The sequence below is a fragment of the Bradyrhizobium macuxiense genome (genome assembly GCF_007993935.1).
Lineage (GTDB): Bacteria > Pseudomonadota > Alphaproteobacteria > Rhizobiales > Xanthobacteraceae > Bradyrhizobium > Bradyrhizobium macuxiense_A.
The window spans coordinates 297320-319987 of sequence record NZ_VITY01000009.1; the positions used below are offsets into that span (position 1 = coordinate 297320).

A 22668-nucleotide genomic window follows, 5' to 3' on the forward strand; every position below is an offset into this window, starting at 1 on the left:
TCAGGCGTGATCTGCATTCATTGTGCCCCGGGCAAGGTGAACGGCCGATGACTGCCTCGATTTCACCTTGGGTTGTTCAGCTTGCATTCGGTTTCGGGAACCTAACCTGGAGGGAGTGGTTAGCTTACCAAGGCCCGACGGGCCGGCTTCCACAAAGGATGACTGCAATGTTTGCGCGAAAAGGTGTTTTTTCGTCTGTTGGCCGCGCAGCCACATTGGCAACGGTTGCCGCGGTGGCGTTGACGGCCGTTGAGCCGACGATGGCGTTCGCGGGCTCTGCTTCGGCGGGCAAGGCGGCCGCTGTGACCACATCGCACGGCACGAGCGGCGCGACCGACATCAGCGCGCGCCGTCGCTATTATGGCGGTGGTGGCGCGGCCGCTGCGGCTGCGTTCGCCGGAATCGTCGGCACGGGTCTTGCGATCGCCGCAGCCCAGAGCCGCCGCGACTATTACGAGTCCTACGGCTACTACGGCGGCCCCGGCTACTACGGTGGTCCGGCCTATTATGGTGGTGGCCCGGTCTATTACGGCGGCGGGCCGTATTATGGTTATCACGGCTATTACGGGCGCCGCTCGGCACTGCCCTATACGCCGTATTGACACCGTCGTCGGTTCTCGGAACTGTCACAAAGCATCGATCCACCGGCTGCGAGGCCGGTGGATTTTTCGTTGTCGGTCCGGCCGTTAACACGCTGGCGACGCGTTTCGATTAGGCTCGCAGGATGAGTGATTCGATCGAGCGGCTTTACCAGGCGGTGATCGCGGCCAGGGATCTTGATCCGGCTACGTCGCGCACGGCACGGCTGTTCCAGCGCGGGCCGGCCAAGATGGCCAAGAAGCTTGCCGAGGAAGCGGTCGAGGTCGTGATCGACGCCATCAGCGGCAAGCCGGATGCCGTCGTCCGCGAGAGTGCGGACCTGCTCTACAATCTCACGGTCCTGTGGGCGTCGGCCGGCGTGAAGCCGGAGGATGTCTGGCGCGAGATGGAGCGGCGCGAACGGCTGCTCGGGATCGCCGAGAAGCTGCCGAAGTCACCGGTCAAGGTCCCCAAGGGCCTGCCCAAGACCGCGCCTGTCCCGGTGGTGCGGCGTCGAATTGTCGCGCTGGAGAACCGGCTGCGCAAACGGCAGCCGTAAATCAACCAAATTCGGCCCATCCCCGGCATGGACAAATCCGCTCCATGATGGTTCATCGCGCCCATGTTGAAACGGATTTATGACTGGTGCGTCGAGGCGGCCGACAAGCCCTACGCACTCTGGATTCTCGCGGCCGTCGCCTTCGCCGAGAGCTCCTTCTTTCCGATCCCTCCCGACATCATGCTGCTGCCGATGTCGCTGGCGCGGCCGAAGCGGGCATGGTGGTTCGCGACGGTCTGCACCATCGCGTCGGTTGCCGGCGGCGTGCTCGGCTATGCGATCGGCGCGCTGCTCTACGACTCGCTCGGGCAGTGGCTGATCCATCTCTACGGCCTGTCCGACAAGGTCGACGCGTTCCGTGCCTCCTATGCGGAATGGGGCGCCGTCATCATCCTGGTGAAGGGGCTGACGCCGATTCCCTACAAGCTCGTGACCATCACCTCGGGCTTTGCCGGCTACAACATCTGGCTGTTCATCCTGTGCTCGATCGTCGCACGCGGCGGCCGCTTCTTCTTCGTCGCGGTGCTGCTCAACCGCTATGGCGATGTCATCCGCGCCGAGCTCGAGAAGCGGCTCGGCCTGTGGGTCGCGCTCGGCGCGATCGTGCTGGTGCTGGGCTTCGTTGCCGCATTCAAGCTGATCTGACCAAAGGTCAAGCTGTTCGCGTCTTTGCCTGAGGACGGCTTCGGACTACGCTTGCTGCGATGGCCGACGGAATCGACGACCGGTGAATCTCGCGCGACTCAATCCCGCCAGGGCGCGCGTTGCAATGGCGGGCCTTGCGCTGTCGATGGCGCTGCCTGCGATCGAGCGCGGATGGGCGCAGACTGCGTCGCACTCGCTCGGCGTGCAGTCGCCGGCGCAGCAGCCCGCTGAGTCTCAGCAGCAGATCGAGTTGCCGCCCGCGCCGGTCGAGCGTGAGAATCCCGGGCTGATCAACGAAATCGGAAAGCTGTTCGAGAAGTCGAAGTCGGCGCTGCCCCAGCTGAAGAGCCCCGGCGAGACCTTCAACGACCTGTCGAACCTGGCGCGCCCCTCGACCATGGTGACCGGGCGCGCCGCCTGCGTGGTGGCCGCGAACGGTGCGCCCGACTGCAAGATTGGCGCCGACCGGCTGTGCCAGAGCAAGGGGTTCAAGGAAGGCAAGGGCATCGATATCGACACGTCGGAGAAATGCTCGCCGCTGGTCTATTTGCCGGGCCACAAGCGCGGCCCGAACGACTGCAAGACGGAAAATTTCGTGACACGGGCGGTCTGCCAATAGATGCCGACGAACCCGCGCCTGGGATGCCAGATGCGCCCGGAAAATGCTCCCTTTAGATGAGGTTTTGTCATCCTTTTGCAGCGCCATAACGCAATCCTTGACACTGGAAAGATTGCCTTGTTGGTATGACGGTCAGCATTCGAGACCACCAAACGATCAACTTGAGGATCCGCCGCCTATGTCCATGCCTGCTCTGTTCAAGGGCCGCCTGTCTCTTCCCGTGATCGGGGCGCCGCTGTTCATCATCTCCGTGCCCGATCTCGTCATCGCCCAGTGCAAGGCCGGCGTGGTCGGCTCGTTTCCGGCGCTGAACGCGCGGCCGCCGGAGCTGCTCGACGAATGGCTGTACCGGATCAAGGAAGAGCTCGCCGCCTATGACAAGGCGCATCCGGAGCGGCCGTCGGCGCCGTTCGCGGTGAACCAGATCGTGCACAAGTCGAACAACCGGCTCGATCACGACATGGCGCTTTGCGAGAAGCACAAGGTGCCGATGATCATCTCCTCGCTCGGCGCGCGCGAGGAACTCAACCAGGCCGTCCACGGCTGGGGCGGCATCGTCTTCCACGACGTGATCAACCAGAAGTTCGCGCACAAGGCGATCGAGAAGGGCGCCGACGGCCTGATCCTGGTCGCGGCCGGCGCCGGCGGTCATGCCGGCACGCTGTCGCCGTTCCCGTTCGTGTCGGAGACGCGGCAGTGGTTCGACGGGCCGATCGCGCTGTCGGGCACCATCGCCAACGGCCGCGCCATCCGCGCCGCGCGCATCATCGGCGCCGACTTCGCCTATATCGGCTCCGCCTTCATCGCGACCAAGGAGGCGAATGCGGTCGAGGGCTACAAGAGCATGATCACCAATTCGTCGGCCGAGGACATCGTCTACTCCAATTTGTTCACCGGCGTGCACGGCAACTATTTGAAGCCGTCGATCGTCGCGGCCGGCATGGATCCGGAAAACCTGCCGACATCAGATCCCACGAAGATGAGCTTCGGCACCGATGCGTCCGGCGAGCGCGCCAAGCCGAAGGCCTGGAAGGAGATCTGGGGCTCCGGCCAGGGCGTCGGCAGCATCTCCAAGGTGGTGCCTGCGGCCGAGCTGATTGGCCGGTTCAAGAAGGAGTACGACGAAGCGGTCGATCCGGCGCTTTGATGGACCCGATCTTCCGTGTTGACGGCGACCGCGTCGTCACCAGTCCCGATGCCGCGGGTCCGTGGGACCCGCGGATGCAGCACGGCTCCGCGCCGGCGGCGCTGGTGGTTTGGGCTGCCGAAGCGCTCCCCACGCCGGTGCCGATGCGGATCGCGCGGGTCACGATCGACCTGATGCGTCCGGTGCCGGTGGCGACGCTGACGGTCTCGAGCGAGATCCTGCGCGACGGCCGCAAGATCCAGCTCTGCGGCGTCAGGCTGCTCGCCGACGGCGTCCTCGTCGTCTCGGCCACCGTGCTGAAGATCAAGCAGCAGGCGGCCGAACTGCCGCCCGACATCGCTGCGCTTCCGGTCGAGCTGCCGGGTCCCGACGAAAGCATGGTCGAGCCGGGTAATCTTGCGAACAGCCCGTTCGTCAAATGCATCTCGATGCGGGCCGCGCGCGGCCGCTTCGGCGTGATGGGACCCGGCGCGATCTGGTTCCGCGTCAACCAGCCGCTGATCGCGGGCGCCGCCGTCTCGCAGGCGATGCGCGCGGTGGTCGCCTCCGACTTCTCCAACGGCACCTCGCCGGCGCTCGACTTCAACCAGTGGACCTTCATCAACGCCGATCTCACCGTGAGCCTGGCGCGCGAGCCGGTCGGCGACTGGATCCTGCTCGATGGCGAATCCTGGATCGGGCCTGACGGCGCCGGACTTGCGATGTCGCGGCTCGCCGACCTGCAGGGCTATTTCGGCCGGGCCGTGCAGAGCTTGGTGATCGAACCGCGCTAGCCAGGGCTATCCCCCTCCGACCTCCCCTTGAAACGGGAGGTCGCTTTGCTCGCCAGGTGGGGATCCGCTCCCTCCGCATACGGCATCGCACACAGCTGACCCCATCCCGGGCATCCCCCTTCAGGTCGGGCGAGGCAGGACTTACACGATTTCGGAATATTAGAAATATATCCCTGATTTGCCCGACGCGTCAAGTTGCCGTGTCGAAGGCCGGCAGCCGCCGGCTGCTTTGCATGGGGTTGTTTTCGATATTTTTGCCGCGCGGTCGCGGCGAGCCATGCCGGCAAGCCACGAGGCGATGGCCGCAGGTCCCTATGCGGCTTGCGGCTGCTCCTTGCGGCAAAAATAAGTTTGCCGCGCCGGGAACGGTTGGCGGCAGCAGCGAGTTTCGCTCCCGTAAGGGGGTCCTATGACGCGTATCGATCCCGCCGCCGGCATCGTGGCTCTGGCCGTCCGGCGGCTTTGTGATGTTCCTGATGATGTCGGCATTCGGCCGCAGGGACAGACGCGATGAAGCCCGGCCCGTCCTCGGAACGCGCGGTCATCCTTGCCGCGAGCGAGCGGGACGCCGTCAAGACTGCCCACCTGATCAAGGAAGCCGGCTACTACGCCAATATCTGCGGCGACCTTGCCGAGCTCGAGCGCCAGGTCGCAAGCGGGGCGGGCCTTGCCATCATTGCCGACGAGGCGATCAGGACCGCCGACCTTGCCGGCCTGACCCGCTGGCTGAATGAGCAGCCGTCATGGTCGGATTTCCCCATCGTGCTGATGAGCGAGGGCGGCGGGTCCGAACGCAGTCCCGAAGCGGCGCGGCTCGGCCGCGCGCTCGGCAATGTCACCTTCATCGAGCGCCCGTTCCATCCGACCACGCTGGTGAGCCTGGTCGGGGCGGCCGTGCGCGGCCGCCGCCGCCAATACCAGACCCGCGCGATTCTCGAGGATCTCACCGAGAGCGAAAGCCTGCTGCAGACGGCGCTCAATGCCGGCCATCTCGGCGCGCTCGAACTGCACGTCCCGGATTTCGAGCTGGAGGCCTCCGCGACCTGCAAGCGCTACTTCGGGCGCGCCGCGAGCCTGCCGTTCACCTATCAGGAGCTGCTCGAGGCGGTTCATCCCGACGATCGCGCCCGCCGGCAGGAGGTCGTCGAGCACACGCTCAAGACCGGCACCGACTACAAGATCGAGTATCGCAACATCTGGCCTGACGGCAGCCAGCACTGGGTCGACGTGCGCGCCCGCGCGGTGCGCGGGCCGGACGGCGGCATCCGCTCGCTGGTCGGGGTCTGCTCCGACATCACCGCGCGCAAGACCGCGGAGATCGAGCGCGAGGCGCTGCTGGCGCAGCTCGCCGCCGAGCGCTCCGCGCTCGCCGAACTCACCGCGACGCTGGAGCAGCGGGTCGAGCAGCGCACCGCCGATTTGATGAAGGAGGTCGCGGCGCGCGAGCGGGCGCAGGAGCAGCTCCGCCATGCGCAGAAGCTGGAGGCGATCGGCCAGCTCACCGGCGGCGTGGCGCACGACTTCAACAATCTCTTGATGGCCGTGATGGGCAATCTCGATCTGCTGCGCAAGCGGATGCCGGAGGACCCGCGGCTGCAACGGCTGGTCGACGGCGCGTTGCAGGGCGCCGAGCGCGGCGCCTCGCTGACGCAGCGGCTGTTGGCGTTCGCGCGGCAGCAGGACCTGCGCGCGGTGCCGGTCGATCTCGGCGCGCTGGTGCGTGACATGAGTGAATTGCTCGAGCGCTCGCTCGGGCCGCGCATCGTGCTGCGGCTCGATATCCCCGAGGGGTTGCCGCCGGCCTGCGTCGATGCCAACCAGCTCGAGCTCGCGGTTCTCAATCTTGCGATCAATGCGCGCGATGCGATGCCGGATGGCGGCGTGATCGAGATCGGCCTCGCGGCCTGGCAGGCCAAGAACGAGCCGACCAGGAACGAGCAGACGAAGAGCGATCCGGCGCTGCATCCGGGCAACTACCTGAAACTGTCGGTGGTCGACAGCGGCACCGGCATGTCGCCGGACGTGCTGAAGCGCGCGATCGAGCCGTTCTTCTCGTCGAAGCCGGTCGGCAAGGGCACCGGGCTCGGCCTGTCGATGGTGCACGGGCTCGCGGTGCAGCTCGGCGGCGCGCTGCAGCTGTCGAGCGCGGTCGGCAAGGGCACCACGGCGGTGCTGGTGCTGCCGGTCGCGACCGCCGCGCCGGAAGCCGCAAGTCCCGTGCCCGTGGCGCAGCCGGTCAAGCGCTCGGCGGTGATCCTGCTGGTCGACGACGATCCGCTGATCGCGATGTCGACCATGGAGATGCTGGAAGACCTCGGTCATCGCGTGATCGGCGCCAATTCCGGACCGCACGCGCTCGATATTCTCAGGAGCGATCAGGAGATCGACCTGATGATGACCGATCATGTGATGCCCGGCATGACCGGCATCGAGCTCGCCGCGGCCTCCCGCGAGGTGCGGCCGCAGCTCGTCGTCCTGCTCGCCACCGGCTATGCCGAACTGCCCGACGGCACCCACGTCGACCTGCCGCGGCTTGCCAAGCCCTATCACCAGGATCAGCTCCGCGAGCGGCTCGATCAGCTATTGGGGCAGGGCGTGAAGCAGCACGCGGCCGCGGCCGGCGCCAGCGCCGATACTCTCACGGCGCAGTCCACTCTCTCACCGTCACCCTGAGGAGCCGCGAAGCGGCGTCTCGAAGGGGCGACGGCCCGGCTGTTGCCGCGATGGCCGGGACGCGTTGAATTATCGGGCCGTGCATCCATCGCACGGCATACGCGGAAGCATGGATTGCTTCGTCGCTATCGCTCCTCGCAATGACGAGTGAATAAACTTGCAGTCTTCGACGAGACGGGATCGACAACCGCCTCACCCCACCATGCGGTCGCGGCCGGTCCAGAAGCGGGCCTTCAGGACCTTCTTGTCGACCTTGCCGACGCCGGTCATCGGCAGCTCCTTAACGAACTGGATCTGCTTGGGTGCGTGCGCCGAGCCCTTCTTCGCCTTCACCAGGCCGATCAGCTCGTCGGCATTGGGTGTGGCTCCCTCGCGCGCCACGACGACGGCGGTGACGGCCTCGCCCCATTTGTCGTCGGGCACGCCGACCACGGCGACCATCGCCACATCGGCGTGCTGCGACAGCACATCCTCGACCTCGCGCGGGAAGATGTTGAAGCCGCCGGACACGATCATGTCCTTCTTGCGGTCGAGGATGAACATGTAGCCGCGCTCGTCCTTGCGCGCGATGTCGCCGGTGTGCAGCCAGCCGCTCTTCAGCGTCTCCGCGGTGATGTCGGGCCGCTTCCAGTATTCGGCCATCACATGCGTGGCCCGCACGCAGATCTCGCCGGCTTCGCCGGTTGCGACCTCCTGGTCGTCCTGATCGAGGATCTTGACCTGGCAGGCGGCGATCGGGAAGCCGCAGGACAGGAACAGCTCCGGCGTCTTCGGGTCATGGTCCGCCTTGCGCAGCACCGAGACCGGATAGCATTCGGTCTGGCCGTAGAGCTGCGAGAACACCGGGCCGATCCGCTCGATGCCTTCGACCAGCCGGCTCGGCGACATCGCGGATGCGCCGTAGAGCAACAGCTCGAGCGAGGCGAGGTCGGTCTTGGGCAGCGCGGGATGGTCCAGCATGACGTAGATCATGGTCGGCACGAACAGCGTGAAGTTGATCTTCTCGCGCTCGATGGTCTTGAACACCGCCTCCGGATCGAACCCTTTCAGCATGTGCACGGTGCCGCCGCGCATCAGCGTCGGCAGCACCTTCGTCCCCGCGACATGGCTGATGGGGGCCACGGTGAGATAGCGCGGCGTCCCCGGAATCTCGAAGTCGGCGAGGATCGCGGCGGCGAAGCCGCCATATTCGCGGTGATAGCGCAGCGCGCCCTTGGATTTGCCGGTGGTGCCGCCGGTGTAGTTCAGGGTCGAGATGTCGTCCTCGCGCGCGAAGTTCTTCGCGGTCGCGCTGCCGGCATCCTCGACCACCTGCAGCAGGTCGGCGCCGTAATCCGCAGGTCCCAGCGTGAAGATGGTCTTCAGGCCGGCTGCCTTCGCCGCGAGCTCGCCGCCGCGGTCGCGAAAGGTGATGCCGTCGACGATCAGCATCTGCGCTTCGGAGTCCTCGATCTGGAACAGCTGGTCATCGAGCGAGCCGAGCGGATGCAGCCAGGTGATGGCGAGCCGCGACAATTGCGCGGCGACACCGGCGCACCAGCTGTCGGCGCGGTTGGCGGTGAGGAAGGCGACGCGGGTGCCCGGCGCAAAGCCGAGCCGCATGATCACGCTCTGCATCCGCCCGATCAAATCGGTCGCGCCCTGATAGCTGAGCGAGCCGCCCGGCCATGCGAAGGCGGTGCGCGACGGATAACGCGCCAGCGCCCGCAAGGTCTGCTCGCACGTTGCCGGAAATGCATAGAGCGGATTGCTCATGTGGTGGTCTCCTCCCGCTTTGTGTTTGGCTTCTTGCGTGCCAATGTTGGCCGCAACGCTAACACAATGATGATGGGAAGAAACAACTTGTCCGCAGATCTTCTCGCGCGATTTCGCGATCGTCTCCGGTTGCCGCTGATCGCAGCACCGATGTTTCTGGTGTCGGGCGTCGAGCTGGTGGTAGCTGCCTGCCGCAACGGCGTGATCGGCTCGTTTCCGACGGTGAATTGCCGTGAGACGGAACAGCTCGATGCATGGCTCGGCGACATTGAGCACCGCTTGCGCGCGCATCAAGATGCGACCGGCAGGGCGGCGGCGCCGATCTGTCCGAACCTGATCGTGCACCGCTCCAACGCGCGGCTGCAGCAGGATCTTGCCGTGCTGCTGCGGCACAAGCCCGAGCTCGTGATCACCTCGGTCGGCTCGCCCGCGCCGGTGCTTGGCCCATTGCACGATGCCGGCGCGCTGGTGTTCGCCGACGTCGCCTCGATCCGCCATGCGGAACGCGCGGTCGCGGCCGGCACCGACGGGCTCGTGCTGCTCACCGCGGGCGCCGGCGGGCAGACCGGCTGGCTCAATCCGTTCGTGTTCGTCCGCGCGGTGCGCGCATTCTTCGATGGCCCGATCGTGCTGGCCGGCGGCATCAGCGATGGCCACGCGCTGCGCGCTGCGGAAGCGCTCGGCTGCGATCTCGCCTATATGGGCACCAAGTTCATCGCGACGCGCGAGAGCATGGCGGATGCGAGGTACAAGCAGATGCTGGTCGAGGCGACCGCCGACGATATCCTGCTCACCACCGCCTTCACGGGCCTGCAGACCAACATGCTGCGGCCCTCGATCGAGGCCGCCGGTCTCGATCCCGACGACCTGCCGGCACGCGGCGCGATCGACATCGGCAAGGACATCGACATCGGCGCCCGTGAAAGCCGGCCCAAACGCTGGCGCGACATCTGGAGCGGCGGTCATTCCACCTCGGGGGTGACCGGAGTGCTCGCGGTCGACGAGCTCGTGGCGCAGACTGTCGCGGAGTACGAGGCCGCGTGCGCGCGGGTGCGGCTCGCCTGATCCGGTCAAGTCCCGCCTGTCCGCTTAACGCGGCATTAACCATGCCAGTCCCAACTATGCGTCACGGGATGGTCCGCCGCCACGGCGGACCGCCCGGCAGTTGTGGGAATGCGACATGGCTTTTGAGGCGCTCTCCAAGACCCCGGCCTCGCTCAATGAGCTCCGGACCAGGGTGTTTTATGCCCTGCAGCGGCATCCGCTGTGCCGTCAGGTCGAATTCGACATCGTCAGCACGCCGCGCACCCGCCGGACCAACTGGACGGTCAGCATGCACGCGGTCCAGCCCGGCGCGCTGTGGACGGCGCATGAGATCGTGGCCGACATCCAGGAAGCCTATGAGCTTGACGCCGCGGCCTGATTTTTCGGGCCGTTTCGGGACAATTTCACCTATTTGGCGCGGTCATGGCACGCTAACGCCGCATTTGCCGCGCAGTTTGCGGTGACACCGGCCGGCAATGGAGTAATTTTTGACCAGAGCCATCACCCTCGCCGCCCTGACATGCTTCCTGCTCGCCGGCGCCGCGATCACTGCCATTTTGGGCCGCGACAGCCTGCCGGCAGCGCAGGCCGACGTCGGCCCGGTCGCCAATCGTGCCAGCAAGCAGGACAAGCTCGCGGTCACGACGCTTGCTGCTGCCTCATTTGAAGCGCCGCAGCCGGCGGAGCCTCCCGCCAGCCCGTCGCCGCTCCTGCTGCGGGCGCAAGCCGCGATCCCGGGCGCGACCGATACCGTGCGCCAGGCCTATGCGTCCGCCGAGCCTGCCGATATCGGCCTGCCGAAGCTCAACGATCCCGTCGATGCGGCCCAGCCGAAGATCGCCGAGCCTGCAGCGCCCGCGCCGGTCGCTCCCGCGGCGCCGCCGAAGCCCAAGGCTGCCGCCAAGCCGGCGCCGCAGAAGACCTACGCCCTGCTCAGCGATGCGCAGATCGCCGGCATCAAGGACCGGCTCAAGCTGTCGTCGTCGCAGGAATACTACTGGCCGGCAGTCGAGACCGCGCTGCGCGCGGTCGCGCGCAAGATCCACGCCAAGCGCCAGGGCGATCCGGCCGCCGGCACCATGCCGATCGATCCGGATTCCGAGGAAGTGCAGCAACTGAAGTCGGCGGCGATGCCGCTGCTGTTCCAGCTCCGTGAGGACCAGAAGAACGAGGTCCGTTCGCTGGCGCGCCTGATTGGCCTCGAGCGCGTCGCGTCCATGATCTGAGCGCAGGAGGCGGCCGGGCCGAACCTGCGGTCTATGGCCCCTGGTGAACTTCCAGCGGCCGCAGCTTCTCCACCTTGCCCTGGGTTTCGACGAGCAGTTGCTTCATGAAGTCCTTGTTGCGCTTCAGCCAGGGCTCCAGCGTCTGCCGTACATCGCCCGGCGACTTCTTCTCGATCGCCTGCGCGAGCCGGGTCTGAAACGTCCCCCAATCCTTGAACATCTCCTTCAGAAGCGCATCGTCGGAGATGTTGATCGTCGACTTGATGTCGCCCACGGTTTCGAGCTCACGCATGTTGCCTTGTCGCAGGATCGAATCGAGGTTTTCCAGGCATTCGTGGTAGCGCTGCAGCAGGTCGTCCCATCGCTTGGCGCTGAAGTCATCGTCGAGGTCCTCGACCGCGTTGTACAGCGGCTCGAGGAACGACCATCGGAAGCGCCGCGCCAGTCGCAGCAGGATCGACAGGAATACGATGTCCTTCGGCATGTTCTGCGCGACCATCAGCCTTGGATCCTCGCTGAACGGCGGCATCGGAACGAAGATGATGACGACCGAGAACGGCGTGTTGTCGAGATATTCGAGCCGAGCGATCACTGGTTGATACAGCTTCAGATCGCGGAAGATCGGACTGAGGACCTGCTCGCGGCTTCGCCGGCTGGCAATATCCACGTCGGAGAACGAGTTCGCGACATAGCTCGTCAGCTCGTCGAGCCAGGCGCCGCTGTCGTAGCGGTTCTGGGCGCGGAGCAGGTCCTCCCAGTCGAGGCCAGCCGCATCGGGACCGGACAGCAGCGTGGTGGTGGCGGGATCCGCCTCCAGCCGGGCATCCGTCAGGAATCCGCGCGCACGCTCCGCCGGCGGCAATGCCTTCAGCGCATCGGCCTTCTGCCGGAACGACAGCTCGTCGCTGAACACGACGCGAAGCCGAAGGCGGAACAGCTCTTCCGGGCGGGTGATCTGCATGAATTGCGCGTGCAGATCCTTCACCGCCTCGTTGAAGTCGCGGGCATGATTGGCGTTCAGCTTCGGCCGCAGCGGCACGGGACCGAAGGTCGGCCGGACGAACAGATCCTCGAGAAACCGCCGCACCTCGTCGTCGCCGATCCCGTAGAACTCGTTCTCCGCCAGCATTGGAAACGACGGCGAACTATCGACCGAGAACCACAGCACCTTCGACGTGAGCTTCAGCGCGCGCTTGTAGCCGTCGAACTGGGAAATCTCGGACGCGCACCACGTCCAATTATGCTCGGCGTTGGTGTGGATGAAGATCAGGCAGTCGGCCCTCGCCGTGTTGTCGATCATCCATTGGCGCCATTCGGCGCCGCCGGGAATTTCCTCGCACACGTAGCATTCCACCGAACGTTGTCCGTCCAGGCTGCTGAGATATTCGAGCCGAGCCTTCAAGAGACGCGCGAGAAATCTGTCTTCGGCGCGATGGCTGATAAAGACCGAGAAATCGTTTGGCATGGCAAAATCCGATCTGCATGAATCTTATGCGACGGCTGGCCGCTATTCATCGGCCGAATGCCGCGGCTGCACTCGCCGCGGACCCATGATAACCCGTCTCTGAAATTTGCGATCGCCGGCCGAGAAAAAGAAAAACCGCCTGCCAGTGAAGTACCTCACTATACCCTAGGGTGTATCATGTGCAGAATGCGCAGGGAGCCGGCGCGCGATGCTCGTCCTGCTCCGGAATGCACTGACTAAAATTTTTCGAAACATCAGCCGATGTGTCGACGTGAACGCATCGCTTCGTTTCATGCCCCGGCGCCGTGCGCGCGAGGGCGCCACCAATTGAGCCTTCGGCCGTGATCGGTCGGCCGTATCGAGATCAGCAACAGTCATAGTCGGAGGGTCAGCCATGCCGAAGACGAAGCAGCAGCATCTCGATCGTGACGCCGGGCCGAAGCGGATATTGGCGCTCGATGGTGGCGGCATTCGCGGCATTCTGACCCTTGAATATGTCAGCGCCATCGAGGCGATGCTGCGCAAGCGGTTCGGCAAAGATGACCTGCTGCTCTGCGACTATTTCGATCTGATCGGAGGCACCTCCACCGGATCGATCATCGCGGCCGGGCTTGCCTGCGGGATGACCGTGGACGCCTTGAAGAAGCTCTATCGCGGGATCGGCACGGACATCTTTCAGGAGTCGTTCTGGCGGCGGGGACTACTGGCGCCGAAATTCAATTCCGATGCCTTGCAGCACGCGCTCGATGCGCAGCTCGGCGCCGACACGGCGCTCGGCGGCGATTACGTCCGCACCGGCCTGATGATCATGACCAAGAGGCTCGATACCGGCAGTCCCTGGCCGCTGCACAATCATCCGGACGCGCCCTACGCCAGGCAGGACGGCGCGTTGCGGCTGACGCAAGTGGTTCGCGCCAGCACCGCGGCCCCAACCTATTTCAAGCCCGAGGAGATCAAGATCTCCGCGCGCGATGGTCACACGGTGAGCGGCGCCTTCGTCGACGGCGGTGTCAGCCCGTTCAACGATCCGGCGCTGCAACTGCTGATGCTCGCGTCACTTCATGGTCATGGTTTCCGGTGGCATGGCGGCAAGGACAAACTCCTGCTGATCTCGGCAGGGACCGGCGTGTTCAAGTCGACATTCTCGACCGACCAGATCGTCCACATGCCGGCGGCGGAGCAGGGTGTGCGGTCGTTGCAGTCGCTTATGGACGATTGCGGACGGCTCAATCACGGCATGCTGCAATGGCTGACCAACTGCCTGACGCCATGGTCGATCGATCGCGCGGTGGAAGACATGGCGGCGGACAGCCAGGGCGGACCGCAACTTGCGACCTATGCGCGCTACAACGTGCTGCTGGAGACGGGCTGGTTGAAGACGACGGTGGCCATCGACCGGACGCCGGAGGCGCTTGCAAAGATCGCCGCGATGGACGACCCGTCCAACATGGACGAGCTCGCCGAGATCGGAGCGCTCGCCGCGAAGGTGCAGATCAAGCCGGAACATTTCCCGCCGGCCTTCGATATCAAGTGATGTCGCGCAGCGCGGTGTCCTGAGATTCGGTTCCGGCTTCGACAGGAGATTCGCCTTCAGCTAAGTTTGTCATCGAGACACAATGATCCAACCATCAGTCGGGTGTCACGATGACCACGGACCAACGCGCCGGATCACCTAACATAGTGGTTCTCTTCAGCGGTCACATGATCGATGCGCCAGATCGAAAAACGCCTCGCTTTCCGCCGGACAAGGAGCCGGCCGCGGCCGCTGCGATCGCCGATGCGCTTGCGAAGATCGGTGTCGCCAAGGGCGACCTCGCGATATGCGGCGGCGCTTGCGGCGGCGACCTGCTGTTTGCGGAGGCTGCTCTCGCGCAGGGCATGGGGCTTGAGATCTACATTCCGTTCGACGAGCCGACCTTCCTTGCCGGCTCGGTCGATTTCGCCGGCGGCAATTGGCGCGCGCGCTATCTCGCGGCGAAATCGCGCGCGGCACTCCATGTCATGCCGGTCGAGCTCGGCCCGCTGCCGGCCGGCGAAAACGCCTATGAGCGCGACAATCAATGGATGCTGGAGCGGGCCGCCCGGTTTGGCGACAAGAAGCTCGCCTTTATCTGCCTGTGGAACGGCGAAGGCGGCGACGGGCCCGGCGGCGCCAAGCACCTGATGGATGAAGCGGAGCGCAAGACGACGTGGGTTTACTGGCTGGATACGCGAAAATTATGGGACTGAAGGGATTGCGATATGCCGTCGTGTTTCATGATCATGCCTTACGGCCGCAAGCCGACCCAGGCGGATGCCAAGCTTGGTCCGGCCGAAATCGATTTTAACGCGCTGTGGGATCGCGGCTACGTTCCGGTGATCAAGGAGCTGGGCTATGAGCCGGTTCGCGCCGACCAGGACACCGGTGCGCTGATCGTCGGCCAGATGCTGGAGCGGCTCTATTTCGCCGACCTCGTGCTGGCGGACATGACGATCCCGAACGGCAACGTCTATTACGAGGTCGGTATTCGCCATGCGGCGCAGAAGACCGGTTGTGTTCTGCTTGCCGCCGACTGGTCGAAGCAGTTGTTCGACGTCGTGCAGATGCGCACCGTGCGCTACCCGCTCCCCGAGGGCAACATCTCCGACGACACCGCAGCGGGTCTGCGGCCCAGGATCAAGGAGGGCATCGTGTCGCTGCGAGACGGGCTCTCGCCGATGCCCCAGTCGATCCCCGGCTATCCCGAAGATGTCGATCCGACGAAGGCGACGACGACCAAGGAGCAGCTCGCCGAACTCGCGGCGTTCCAGACCAAGGTGCGCGAGGTGCGTGCCGCACCGCACACCGAACGCATGCAGCGCGCGCAGGCGCTGATCGCAAGCGAGGGCACGCCGCCCGCGACCTATCCGATTGCGCTCGCATTGCTGCTGCTGCTGCGCGACAGCGTGGACAAGACCACGGACTGGAACAATGTGCTCGACTTTGCGGCGGGCCTTCCGAACAAGTTCAAGGACGTCCCTGAAATCCAGGAGATCCGTGAATTCGCCGCCGCCTATGCCGGCAACAATCTCCAGGCCATTGCGGCGCTTGAGACGCTGATCAGGACGGCGGGGCCGACACCCGAACGCCTCGGTCTGATGGGCGGTCGCTACAAGCGCCTGGCGAGAGCAGCCACATTGGCCGTAGACAAGCGGCAAGCCCAGGCGAAGGCGATCGAATATTATGAGCAGGGTATGCAGATCGACCTCAATGCCTATTATTGCTCGAGCAATTTGCCGCGTCTTTATCGCGCGCGTGCCCGGGCCGGTGACGAGGAGCGCGCGCAGACCGCGTTGCGGCTGACGATCGCCGCTTGCGAACGTGCCAGACGGCTTCAGGTCGGCGACGAATGGACGCGTCAGACGTTGCTCGCCGCGGCTTTCGACCTCGGCGATCCCGACAAGGCCGACGAGCTGGCCGACGCGGTGATCGATGAAGGCCCCGCAGCATGGAAGATCGACAGCGTGCTCGGCGACCTCGAGGCCAGCGTCACGCAGGTGACCGACGCCGCAAAGCGCGCGCGATTGTCCGCCGTCATCGACAAGATCAAGGCGGCCTGATCGCGCGCTTCTTGCATGTCGGCCTCAGCGCAGGCGCATCGACAGTTCGACGTCCTCGCCGAATGGCACCGACATGTAGCCGTTGGCCGGTGAGCGCACCCGCGCCAGATAGTCGGGGCTGTAATCGGCGTTGTCGGCGACGACAAAGGCACCCGGCTTCAGGCGGCTCTCCACGAGATCGAGGATATCGGGATAGAGCGCCTTGGCGCCGTCGAGCAGCACGAGGTCGATTGTATCGGGCAGACCCGTGCGCAGCGTCTCGAGCGCATCGCCCTCGCGGATCTCGACCAGGTCGTCGAGCCCGCCGGCGACCAGATTGTCCCGGGCCCGCGCCACCTTGGACTGCTCGAATTCGCTGGTGATTAGGCGGCCGCCGCCATTGTCGCGCAACGCGGCGGCAAGATGCAGCGTCGAGATGCCGAACGATGTCCCGAACTCGACGATGTTCCGCGCCCGCGTGCCGCGCGCCAGCATGTAGAGCAGCGCGCCGGTCTCGCGCGAGACCGCGAGCGGCGCATTCTTGAATCGCCCGTAGAGCGCACGGTAGTCGGTCCTGCTCTGCATCAGCCGCATCCGTTCCTCGTCGGAAAGGTCGGCCACCGCGAGCCGGGTGTCCTCCACCGCGGCGGAAGCCTGCGCGAACAGGCGGTCGAGCAGGCCTGCGAGCCGGGGTGAGGTGAGGGTCGTCATGTGAATCTCCGGTCAAAAAACGGCGCGTCCTTGCGTCTCGGCAGAAATACGAATAATTAGTCGCATTCGCTAATCGCATTTCCCAAGGTGTCCATAAGACGTCCATGACCGAACGGCGAACCTCTTCAATTTCCTCGCGAAAACAGCCGCAACAGGCCCGCTCGACGGAGCTCGTCGCGGCGATTCTCGATGCTGCTGTTCAGGTTTTGACCAAAGAGGGCGCGCAGCGCTTCACCACGGCGCGCGTAGCCGAGAGGGCCGGCGTCAGCGTCGGCTCGCTGTATCAGTATTTTCCGAACAAGGCCTCGATCCTGTTCCGGCTGCAGAGCGACGAGTGGCGGCAGAACATCAGCCTGCTGCGCGACATCCTCGAGGACGCCGCGCGGCCGCCATTGCACCGGCTGCGCACGCTGGTGCACGCCTTCATCCGTTCCGAATGCGAGGAGGCCGCGGTGCGCGTTGCACTCAACGACGCCGCGCCGCTCTATCGCGATGCGCCCGAGGCACGCGAAGTGCGGGCATCGGGCGAGCGCATTGTCGAGACCTTCATGCGCGAGGCGTTACCGAAGGCGTCTGATGCGGTGCGCGCGATGGCGGGCGATCTGATCACGACGACGCTCAGCACGGTGGGCAAGGATTTTTCGGAGAGCCCGCGAAGTCAGGCCGAGATCGAGAGCTATGCCGATGCCATGGCCGATATGTTCTGCGCGTATCTGAAGAGTCTCGGAAAGCGCTGACGGTTCAGAGATAGTGCCTGGCGACCAACAGGAACCCGAGCACGCCGCCGGTCACGGCGAAAACAGTCACGCCATTGCGGAAACTGACGTAAGCGGCCGACCAATAGGGCGCAGTCGTGGAGACAGAGGCGGCTTTTTTCGGTTTCTGAGGCAAGCTGGTGCATTCCTGAAAAAGCGCCGCCACCTGGTCAACTCAGGTGACGGCGCCTGTCTGAGGGCTTCAGGGCGAAACCCCGCTTGAGCGTAAGCCGCGATGATGAACGGTTCGTATACCGCTCGGCGTCGCACGCTCGGATGTCAGCGCTGAAGCGAAGTTCCCCTAGAACTGAGCGTAGGCGTTGCGGAACGCGATGGCGCCGGCAAGCGAACGCGGCCGCGTGCGCACGGCGTGTCCATCGTTGCCGCTCTGCACGATCCACTGGCCATTCTCGTGCCCCACGATCTTGCCGACGTGATGACGCCAGACGACGATCGCGCCGACCGAAGGACTGCCGGCATTGCTGCCGTATCGTGCCCAGGATCGCGCCAGATTGTATTGCGGGCCCGGATCGCTGCCGACCTGCGTGCGCATGAACCATCCGCACCACGCAGCAGGGCGACCGGAATGTGCATAATGCCGATGATGGTGATGACGGCCGCGCGCTTCAGCAGCAGACGAGGCGAAGGCCAAAAGCACGGCGACAGCCGCGAGAGTTTTACGCATTACAAAGTCCTCTTGTTGTTGGCAGACCATCCTGGTTGTGGTGGGGGAGGCGCAGCGATGATCTGCAATTTGGTTGCGAAGCGACCGCATCGGCCGGACGACGCAAAACAGAGGCGGGACATGGCCCGCCCGGGCCTTTAAGAAACGGGCTATGGCCAAAATATGACGGCATTTTCCGTCAGGCGGTCGAGATCTTGCCGAAGATGTCAGATGGGGCCATGCGACGGCTGCGATGTTCTGCGCCCGTCTCAACAGTCTCGCGCAGCGCTGAGGCCGTCGGTGCAATGTGCACTGCGCGCAACAACACGCGGTCGCATTGTCTCAAATCCCGTGCCGCTTTGGCTTCGCCGGACGCGCTTCGCGCTCGCAGCCAAAGCGCGGCGGCGCCACGCGACACAAAGCGCAGTTGTTGATCAGGCTCCGTGATCGGTTGGAGTCGATCGCATTTCGCCTTACTTTGACGAGTTGATGCGAGACGGGAGCGGGTGTTGGCCATCGCTCGTTTCAGATGACGTAAGGCGCCGCGCGCAAGGCGTTCTATTCTCGCGCTGAACGTTCAGTAAAACGCGATACTAAACATCGAGCTGAGCCTGTCCTGGTGTTTTCCATCATCCGGCGTTGCTGCGGTGCGAGCAAACGGCTCAAGCAGGCCTGCTCAATCGGCCCTTCGCGGCTCCCAAGAAATCCGCTTGACGGGTTCCTTAATTTAGTAATACGTTTAGTATTACAAGAACGATAAACATCACGCATCGAGCCGATGTGTGGGAGGAGCCCAGCCATCCGGATCCCGATTTCCGGAAGCGTTCCGTCTCGCTCTCCATCATCGCTCATCAACTCGGTTTCGGAGTGTCGGCGTCAATCCGGCAGGATGCGCCGAGCGGGTCAGGTGCTTCAACGATAGGGAGGAAATGGATTATGCGAACATTGAGATGGTTGCGTAGTACGGCGGCGTCCGCGGTCGTTGCGGCCGCTTCGCTCGGGGCTTTCGGCGGCGGAGAGGCTGCCGCCCAAGGCAAGCAGCTCACGCTGTGCTGGGCGGCATGGGATCCGGCCAACGCGCTGGTCGAGCTCGGCAAGGACTTCACCAAGCAATCCGGCATCGAGATGAAATACGAGTTCGTTCCCTGGACGAGCTACGCCGATCGCTTCCTCAACGAGCTCAATTCCCACGGCAAGCTCTGCGACCTGATCATCGGCGACAGCCAGTGGATCGGCGGCGCCGCCGAGAACAAGTGGTACGTCAAGCTCAACGACTTCTTCGACAAGGAGAAGATCTCGATGGACGACTTCGTCCCGGCGACCGTGGTCGGCTACTCGCAATGGCCGAAGAACACGCCGAACTACTGGGCGCTGCCGGCGATGGCCGATGCGGTGGGCTGGACCTATCGCAAGGACTGGTTCTCGCGGCCCGAGATTCAATCCGCGTTCAAGGCCAAGTACGGCCGCGACCTGGCGCCGCCGAAGACCTATGACGAGCTGAAGCAGGTCGCCGAGTTCTTCCAGGGCCGCGAGATCGACGGCAAGAAGGTCTATGGCGCCTACATCTTCACCGAGCGCGGCTCGGAAGGCATCACGATGGGCGTGACCAACGTGCTCTACAATTACGGCTTCGCCTACGACAATCCGAAGAAGCCGTATCAGATGCAGGCCATCGTCAATTCGGCCGACGCGGCCAAGGGGCTCGAGTTCTACAAGGAGCTCTACAAGTGCTGCACCGCGCCGGGCATGACCAACGCCTACATGCAGGAAGGGCTTGATGCCTTCAAGTCCGGCCAGGTCGCGATGCAGATGAACTGGTTCGCGTTCTTCCCCGGCCTCTACAAGGATCCGAATGTCGGTGGCGACAAGATCGGCTTCTTCGTCAATCCGGCCGGCCCGAATGGGCATTTCACCCAGCTCGGCGGCCAGGGCATCTCGGTGGTAGCAACCTCCGATCACAAGGACGACGCGCTCGCCTACATCAAGTGGTTCGCGCAGCCTGCCGTGCAGCAGAAATGGTGGCAGATCGGCGGCTACTCGGCGTTGAAGGCGGTGGTCGACGCGCCCGACTTCCCGAAGAGCGCGGCGTTCGCGCCGCAATTCCTGGAGTCGATGGGGATCGTCAAGGACTTCTGGGCCGAGCCGTCCTACGCGCAGCTGCTGCTCGACATGCAGAAGCGGGTGCATGACTACGTCGTCGCCGACAAGGGTACGTCGCAGCAGGCACTCGATCTCCTGGTCAAGGACTGGACCAAGGTCTTCAAGGAGCAGGGCAAGGAAGTCGCCTCGCAATAGAAGCGCCTGCACTCCACCTGAACTGGCTTCCCCGAGGGTCGCCCCGGGGAAGCCGAACAGCCAAGCCGATGGACACGATGACGACGATCTCGCAACCCGATCATGCTACGATGCCAGGCGTGAGCACGCCTGCCAAATCCCGCGATGCCCGGCGCGTCCGCGGCCTGTCGGACCGGACCATCGCCTGGCTGTTCGTCGCGCCGACGATCGCGCTGCTGCTTGCGATCAACATCTTTCCGTTGATCTGGATGATCCGGCTGTCGTTCACCAGCCTCAACCTCAGCATGTCCTATCTGCCGCTGCGGTTCGTTGGGCTCGACAATTTCAGGGACATCCTCAATGACGAGGACGTCTGGTTCCGCCTGCAGACCACGGCGCAGTTCGTGATCTCGTCGGTGGCGTTGCAGGTGGTCGTTGGCTTCGGCCTCGCGCTGTTGATCAATCGTCAGTTTCGCGGCCACAGTTTCTGGACCACGATCATCCTGCTGCCGATGATGCTGTCGCCGGCGGTGGTCGGCAATTTCTGGACGCTGTTGCTGCAGCCGCAGATCGGGCCGTTCAACTATTTGATCAGCCTGTTCACCGGCGTGCCGCCGAGCTCGTTCAGCATGACCGGCCAGGTGTCGCTCGCGCCGTGGACCATCGTGCTGGTCGATACCTGGATGTGGGCGCCCTACGTCATGCTGATCTGCCTCGCCGGGCTGCGCTCGATCCCCGATTACATCTATGAGGCGGCGGAAGTCGATCGCGCCTCGGCATGGCGGCAGTTCTGGTCGATCACGCTGCCGATGACGGTGCCGTTCCTGATGCTCGCGGTGCTGTTTCGCGCGATCGAGAACTTCAAGATGTTCGACATGGTCAATCTGTTGACCTCGGGCGGGCCGGGCTCGACCACCGAGCTGGTCTCGATCTCGCTGAAGCGCGCGGCGTTCGAGAAGTGGCGCACCGGCTATTCCTCGGCGCTCGCCATCATCCTGTTCGTCACCGTGTTCGGTGCCGCCAACATCTACGTCAAGACGCTCAACAAGGTGAAGCAACGATGACCGCTGCCGCCACCAGATCCACCGCGCATTCGATCGTCGAAGCCTCGCCGCGCACCAAGGCGTTCGCCGGCGGCCTCGTTATCCTCTATGCCGTGATCACGATCCTGCCGTTGCTGTGGATCGTCGCCACCGCGTTCAAGTCGCAGAGCGATGCCATCGCCTATCCACCCAAGGTGATCTTCGAGCCGACCCTCGAAGGCTATGTCAACCTGTTCACCGTGCGCACCCGCCAGACGCCGGACTTCATCGCCAAGCTGCCGCCGCCGGAGACCTGGTACGACCAGCTGGTGCGCAAGCGGGATATGGTGATCGCAGGTCCCTCGAAGGTCGTGCCGCGCTTCGTCAACTCGCTGATCATCGGCTTCGGCTCGACCTTCCTTGCGGTCTTTCTCGGCACGCTCGCGGCCTACGCATTCTCGCGCTTCCGCATTCCGCTGGCCGACGATCTGCTGTTCTTCATCCTGTCGACGCGCATGATGCCGCCGGTCGCGGTGGCAATCCCGATCTATCTGATGTACCGGCAGCTCAACCTGACCGACACGCGGCTCGGCATGATCTTGCTCTATACCGCGGTGAACGTCTCGCTCGCGGTCTGGCTGCTCAAGGGCTTCATCGACGAGATCCCGCGCGAGTATGAGGAGGCGGCGCTGGTCGACGGCTACACGCGGCTGCAGGCATTGCGCAAGGTGGTGCTGCCGCAGGCCGTCACCGGTATCGCTGCGACCGCGATCTTCTGCCTGATCTTCTCCTGGAACGAGTACGCCTTCGCAGTGCTGCTGACCAGCGGCGAGGCGCAGACCATGCCGCCCTTCATCCCCTTCATCATCGGCGAGGGTGGACAGGACTGGCCGGCGGTCGCCGCCGCGACCACGCTGTTCGTCGTCCCGATCGTCATGTTCACCGTGTTGCTCCGCAAGCATCTGCTGCGCGGCATCACCTTCGGAGCGGTGCGCAAATGAGCGGCTCTGTGATTGCCAAAAGTGGCGTAGCGCGCTGGTTTCGCCGAGGGCCGTGGGAGGCCGTCGCGATGAGCCTGATCGGAGGCGGCATCATCATGCTGGTGCAGCCCTTGTCGATCGATCTCTACAGCTACTCGTTCGTGACGATCCTGGCCGGCACGGTCGGCTTCGTCATCGTCAGCCATTTTCCGGAATAGG

Annotated in this window: 24 protein-coding genes; 18 read left to right on the forward strand and 6 right to left on the reverse strand. The window is 64.4% G+C overall.

All coding sequences use genetic code 11. From position 1 onward, the window contains the following. The first annotated feature begins 167 nt into the window (after positions 1-167). From FBZ93_RS24495 to FBZ93_RS24525, 7 genes are all read left to right on the forward strand, one after another. Positions 168-602, forward strand: a complete 435-nt coding sequence (locus FBZ93_RS24495; RefSeq protein ID WP_146989197.1) for a hypothetical protein — start codon at positions 168-170, stop codon at positions 600-602. A 122-nt stretch (positions 603-724) separates the two neighbouring features. Continuing rightward, a complete protein-coding gene (gene hisE, locus FBZ93_RS24500) occupies positions 725-1138 on the forward strand; it encodes a phosphoribosyl-ATP diphosphatase (RefSeq protein ID WP_146989199.1) in 414 nt (137 codons plus the stop codon). A gap of 63 nt (positions 1139-1201) precedes the next feature. Then, positions 1202-1783, forward strand: a complete 582-nt coding sequence (locus FBZ93_RS24505; RefSeq protein WP_146989201.1) for a YqaA family protein — start codon at positions 1202-1204, stop codon at positions 1781-1783. A gap of 82 nt (positions 1784-1865) precedes the next feature. Then, on the forward strand, positions 1866-2402 hold the full coding sequence (locus FBZ93_RS24510) for a hypothetical protein (protein ID WP_246667625.1): 537 nt from the start codon (positions 1866-1868) through the stop codon (positions 2400-2402). A 178-nt stretch (positions 2403-2580) separates the two neighbouring features. Then, the gene (locus FBZ93_RS24515) at positions 2581-3549 is read left to right on the forward strand and encodes an NAD(P)H-dependent flavin oxidoreductase (RefSeq protein WP_146989202.1); all 969 of its coding nucleotides are present in this window, start codon (positions 2581-2583) and stop codon (positions 3547-3549) included. Next, the gene (locus FBZ93_RS24520) at positions 3549-4322 is read left to right on the forward strand and encodes a thioesterase family protein (RefSeq protein WP_146989204.1); all 774 of its coding nucleotides are present in this window, start codon (positions 3549-3551) and stop codon (positions 4320-4322) included. The genes FBZ93_RS24515 and FBZ93_RS24520 overlap by 1 nt, the downstream gene beginning before the upstream one ends. Positions 4323-4832: 510 nt before the next feature. Further along, entirely contained in the window at positions 4833-6995 is a 2163-nt protein-coding gene (locus FBZ93_RS24525) for a hybrid sensor histidine kinase/response regulator (protein ID WP_246667626.1), read from the forward strand. A gap of 192 nt (positions 6996-7187) precedes the next feature. Here the strand turns inward: FBZ93_RS24525 and FBZ93_RS24530 are convergent, their stop codons facing one another. Next, positions 7188-8750 (reverse strand): AMP-binding protein, encoded by a 1563-nt coding sequence (locus FBZ93_RS24530; RefSeq protein ID WP_146989206.1) that lies wholly within the window; start codon positions 8748-8750, stop codon positions 7188-7190. A gap of 66 nt (positions 8751-8816) precedes the next feature. Between FBZ93_RS24530 and FBZ93_RS24535 the strand changes: the two genes are divergently transcribed. The 3 genes from FBZ93_RS24535 to FBZ93_RS24545 all read left to right on the forward strand — a co-directional run bounded on the left by FBZ93_RS24535 (position 8817) and on the right by FBZ93_RS24545 (position 11020). Beyond that, positions 8817-9815 (forward strand): NAD(P)H-dependent flavin oxidoreductase, encoded by a 999-nt coding sequence (locus FBZ93_RS24535; RefSeq protein WP_433995438.1) that lies wholly within the window; start codon positions 8817-8819, stop codon positions 9813-9815. A gap of 115 nt (positions 9816-9930) precedes the next feature. After that, the gene (locus FBZ93_RS24540; RefSeq protein ID WP_146989208.1) at positions 9931-10173 is read left to right on the forward strand and encodes a hypothetical protein; all 243 of its coding nucleotides are present in this window, start codon (positions 9931-9933) and stop codon (positions 10171-10173) included. 109 nt (positions 10174-10282) lie between these two features. Further along, the gene (locus tag FBZ93_RS24545) at positions 10283-11020 is read left to right on the forward strand and encodes a hypothetical protein (protein WP_146989210.1); all 738 of its coding nucleotides are present in this window, start codon (positions 10283-10285) and stop codon (positions 11018-11020) included. Between the two features lie 31 nt (positions 11021-11051). Here the strand turns inward: FBZ93_RS24545 and FBZ93_RS24550 are convergent, their stop codons facing one another. Beyond that, positions 11052-12485 carry a toll/interleukin-1 receptor domain-containing protein gene (locus FBZ93_RS24550; protein WP_146989212.1) on the reverse strand — a complete coding sequence of 478 codons (1434 nt, stop codon included), beginning with the start codon at positions 12483-12485 and terminating at the stop codon, positions 11052-11054. Positions 12486-12879: 394 nt separating this feature from the next. Between FBZ93_RS24550 and FBZ93_RS24555 the strand changes: the two genes are divergently transcribed. From FBZ93_RS24555 to FBZ93_RS24565, 3 genes are all read left to right on the forward strand, one after another. Beyond that, complete coding sequence (locus FBZ93_RS24555) at positions 12880-14019, forward strand: patatin-like phospholipase family protein (protein ID WP_146989214.1); 1140 nt, start codon at positions 12880-12882, stop codon at positions 14017-14019. A 167-nt stretch (positions 14020-14186) separates the two neighbouring features. Then, the gene (locus tag FBZ93_RS24560; protein WP_146989216.1) at positions 14187-14714 is read left to right on the forward strand and encodes a hypothetical protein; all 528 of its coding nucleotides are present in this window, start codon (positions 14187-14189) and stop codon (positions 14712-14714) included. Between the two features lie 12 nt (positions 14715-14726). Continuing rightward, on the forward strand, positions 14727-16064 hold the full coding sequence (locus FBZ93_RS24565) for a tetratricopeptide repeat-containing protein (RefSeq protein ID WP_146989217.1): 1338 nt from the start codon (positions 14727-14729) through the stop codon (positions 16062-16064). Positions 16065-16088: 24 nt separating this feature from the next. Here FBZ93_RS24565 and FBZ93_RS24570 read toward each other — a convergent pair whose 3' ends face one another. Beyond that, entirely contained in the window at positions 16089-16754 is a 666-nt protein-coding gene (locus FBZ93_RS24570) for an O-methyltransferase (protein ID WP_146989219.1), read from the reverse strand. A gap of 104 nt (positions 16755-16858) precedes the next feature. Here FBZ93_RS24570 and FBZ93_RS24575 point away from each other — a divergent pair, with 104 nt between their 5' ends. Next, complete coding sequence (locus tag FBZ93_RS24575) at positions 16859-17491, forward strand: TetR family transcriptional regulator (protein WP_146989221.1); 633 nt, start codon at positions 16859-16861, stop codon at positions 17489-17491. A 4-nt stretch (positions 17492-17495) separates the two neighbouring features. Here the strand turns inward: FBZ93_RS24575 and FBZ93_RS24580 are convergent, their stop codons facing one another. The 3 genes from FBZ93_RS24580 to FBZ93_RS24590 all read right to left on the reverse strand — a co-directional run bounded on the left by FBZ93_RS24580 (position 17496) and on the right by FBZ93_RS24590 (position 18690). After that, on the reverse strand, positions 17496-17675 hold the full coding sequence (locus tag FBZ93_RS24580; RefSeq protein ID WP_146989223.1) for a hypothetical protein: 180 nt from the start codon (positions 17673-17675) through the stop codon (positions 17496-17498). Positions 17676-17810: 135 nt separating this feature from the next. Next, on the reverse strand, positions 17811-18062 hold the full coding sequence (locus FBZ93_RS24585) for a hypothetical protein (protein ID WP_146989225.1): 252 nt from the start codon (positions 18060-18062) through the stop codon (positions 17811-17813). A gap of 310 nt (positions 18063-18372) precedes the next feature. After that, positions 18373-18690 (reverse strand): hypothetical protein, encoded by a 318-nt coding sequence (locus FBZ93_RS24590; RefSeq protein WP_146989227.1) that lies wholly within the window; start codon positions 18688-18690, stop codon positions 18373-18375. Positions 18691-19109: 419 nt separating this feature from the next. Between FBZ93_RS24590 and FBZ93_RS24595 the strand changes: the two genes are divergently transcribed. From FBZ93_RS24595 to FBZ93_RS24610, 4 genes are all read left to right on the forward strand, one after another. Beyond that, on the forward strand, positions 19110-20468 hold the full coding sequence (locus FBZ93_RS24595) for an ABC transporter substrate-binding protein (protein WP_146989228.1): 1359 nt from the start codon (positions 19110-19112) through the stop codon (positions 20466-20468). A gap of 68 nt (positions 20469-20536) precedes the next feature. Beyond that, positions 20537-21511 (forward strand): carbohydrate ABC transporter permease, encoded by a 975-nt coding sequence (locus FBZ93_RS24600; protein WP_146989230.1) that lies wholly within the window; start codon positions 20537-20539, stop codon positions 21509-21511. Then, positions 21508-22470, forward strand: a complete 963-nt coding sequence (locus tag FBZ93_RS24605; protein WP_021076440.1) for a carbohydrate ABC transporter permease — start codon at positions 21508-21510, stop codon at positions 22468-22470. Before FBZ93_RS24600 ends, FBZ93_RS24605 begins: the two co-directional genes overlap by 4 nt. Next, positions 22467-22667, forward strand: coding sequence for a hypothetical protein (locus FBZ93_RS24610; RefSeq protein ID WP_146989232.1), 201 nt, complete (start codon positions 22467-22469; stop codon positions 22665-22667). Before FBZ93_RS24605 ends, FBZ93_RS24610 begins: the two co-directional genes overlap by 4 nt. Position 22668 lies beyond the last annotated feature (1 nt).